This window comes from Bacteroidales bacterium, from assembly GCA_014860585.1.
Taxonomy (GTDB): domain Bacteria; phylum Bacteroidota; class Bacteroidia; order Bacteroidales; family 4484-276; genus RZYY01.
Genome location: JACZJL010000192.1, coordinates 1 through 2462, shown reverse-complemented (window position 1 = coordinate 2462; position 2462 = coordinate 1). Strand labels below are relative to the sequence as shown.

General features: G+C 46.3%; 2 protein-coding genes. Both read left to right on the top strand.

The genetic code is table 11. The features are described from left to right. The first annotated feature begins 133 nt into the window (after positions 1-133). On the top strand, positions 134-1009 hold the full coding sequence (locus tag IH598_17850; protein MBE0640380.1) for a tyrosine-type recombinase/integrase: 876 nt from the start codon (positions 134-136) through the stop codon (positions 1007-1009). Beyond that, the gene (locus IH598_17845) at positions 993-2168 is read left to right on the top strand and encodes an IS91 family transposase (GenBank protein MBE0640379.1); all 1176 of its coding nucleotides are present in this window, start codon (positions 993-995) and stop codon (positions 2166-2168) included. The genes IH598_17850 and IH598_17845 overlap by 17 nt, the downstream gene beginning before the upstream one ends. Positions 2169-2462 lie beyond the last annotated feature (294 nt).

Here is a 2462-nt window from a genome sequence, read left to right as displayed (position 1 = left end):
TTGTTGAACTAAATCCGCCTACGCGGATAGCTTTTCAAATATACCCGATTCTTTCCATATTTTGTAAGTTATTAACCATAAAACTACTGATATGAGAAAGAAATCGGGTTTTACTATTGTAGAGCAGGCCATCATGCTTGTTCCTGAATTTGAAAATGTTGTCAGAAAATTGGAACAACAGGTTACCCTTCGGGGTCAAAGTAAAAGTACATTAAATAACTACATTCGGCGCATTGCGCTTTTTGTGATTCATTTCGACAAACTCCCCCAAGAGATCGATTCCGATGAAATTAATGAATACCTGGTTGCTTTGGCCCGTGACCCAAAATCGCCATCACGCAGCAGCTTTAAACACATGGTTTACGGTCTGCGCTATTACTACCGCCTGATGGGCATGAACAAAAATGCCATTGCACTGCCTTCGCTCAAAAAGGATACAAAACTTCCCGTTATCCTGAATCAAAGTGAACTCAAAGAACTTTTTTCCACTCCAACACTTCTTAAACAACGGGTGGTGCTGACTTTGATTTATTCGGCAGGATTGCGTGGACAGGAAGTGATCAACCTGAAAATCTCCGACATCGACTTTGAAAGAAAAACCATCCATATCCGGCAAAGCAAATATAAAAAAGACCGCATCGTTCCATTGGCCGAAAGCATGGCCATTGGACTGAAAAAATACCTAAAGGCGGAAAATCCGCACATCTGGTTATTTAACGGCAAAGAACCTGATGGAAGGTACAGCGTGCGAGGACTATCGTGGGTGATGCGCGAAAACCTGAAAAAAACTTCCATCACCAAAGAAGTGAGCCTTCATTCGCTCAGGCACTCCTATGCTACCCATCTGCTCGAACAAGGCCTTAACATCGTTACCCTGAAAGAATTGTTAGGCCATGCCGATATTACCACTACCATGATTTATCTGCATATAGCGCAATGCCCGTTGATTCAGCCCCACAGTCCATTGGACACGCTCTATAACTATCCCAAAGATGAGAGCCACGTTTGAGCTGGCCCAGGTGGTGAATGCATTTGGTGCGCCCCTGGTTGCCAACAAAAAGCTTTCCCCGTTGCAACTAAAGGTGCTGGGCAGGATCGCTGAGTGCCGAACGGCTGCCCTTGGCGGTCACAAAGAACAGTGCGATTGCTGTCATCATATACGTTACAGCTACAATAGCTGTGGCGACAGGCATTGTCCTAAATGCCAGGCAGCAAAACAGGCACTTTGGATCGACGACCTGATGCAGAGTACCTTGCCCATAAAGCATTATCACATTGTCTTTACGGTGCCGCATCAGCTGAATGCCGTATGCCTGTTCAACAACAGAGTTTATTACGATTTGCTCTTTGCTGCTGTATGGAATACCCTTCGTGCCTTTGGTTACACACATTTTGGCGTTGAAACCGGTGCGGTATGTGTGCTTCACACCTGGGGGCAAAACCTTAGTTTACACCCGCATGTTCACTGTATTGTGCCGGCGGCAGGATATTCCCTTCAGGGCGAATGGAAAAACATCGGACCATCAGGGAATTACCTTTATCCCGTACATCAGTTGAGTGATGCCTTCAAAGGCAGGTTTATGGACAGTCTCAAACGCAGCCTGCGCAAACAAAATGCCCTGGAAGGGTTCCGTCATTTGATCCAAAAGGCATACCAAACAAAATGGGTGGTTCATTGCGAACCTTCGATGGCTGGTGTGGATCATGTGGTGAAATACCTGGGACAATATACCCACCGGGTGGCCATTACCAACCAGCGTATTTTAAATATTTCAGCAGGTAAGGTTACTTTCATCGCCAAAGATTACCGCGACAGAGCGGTTAAAAAGCCCGTTACCCTGGATGGGGTTGAGTTTTTACGACGGTTCTGTATGCATATCTTACCTAAGCGCTTCGTGAAAATACGCCGCTATGGTATTTACAACCACACGGTAAAACGAAACCTTGCTTTACAGTTTGTACCGGAAGAAAAGCCTGGTATCGATGCCCTGATAAAAAAGCAGCAACCGCCCAAAACCAAACGCGAACGGTTTGAACAGCTCACAGGGATTGACATAGGCTGTTGCCCCGTGTGCAAAAAAGGGCGCATGGTGGTGGTGGGGGAACTGCCCCGCATCCGGTCGCCGGCATGGTTTCTTCCGGTTTACACCCATCATAACATTCCCTAAACCGATATCTAAAGCCTTCTTTTTGAAGGTAACGGGGATGCTATGCCCGAGGGTGGGCAAAACAACCAAAGAATGGCCAAAAAATCCTTGATCTGTCCGGCAAAAGGGATCTTTCAAGCATAAAAAACCTGCAATATGTCAAAGAACCTGAAATAACCAACCTGCTATAAAACAACAAAAACCTTCGTTAAGTACATAGTTCCAATCCCGGCGGTTGTCCTCCTGGCGGCGGATGAATAGTTCAACACCGACTCATCGCTGGGCGCTGCGCGCCGCTCAGAGTCCTATTTATTA

Excerpts from the sequence above, each read along its gene's own strand:
- IH598_17850 (MBE0640380.1), top strand. The coding sequence starts at position 134 with ATGCTTGTTCCTGAATTTGAAAATGTTGTCAGAAAATTGGAACAACAG.
- IH598_17845 (MBE0640379.1), top strand. The coding sequence starts at position 993 with ATGAGAGCCACGTTTGAGCTGGCCCAGGTGGTGAATGCATTTGGTGCG.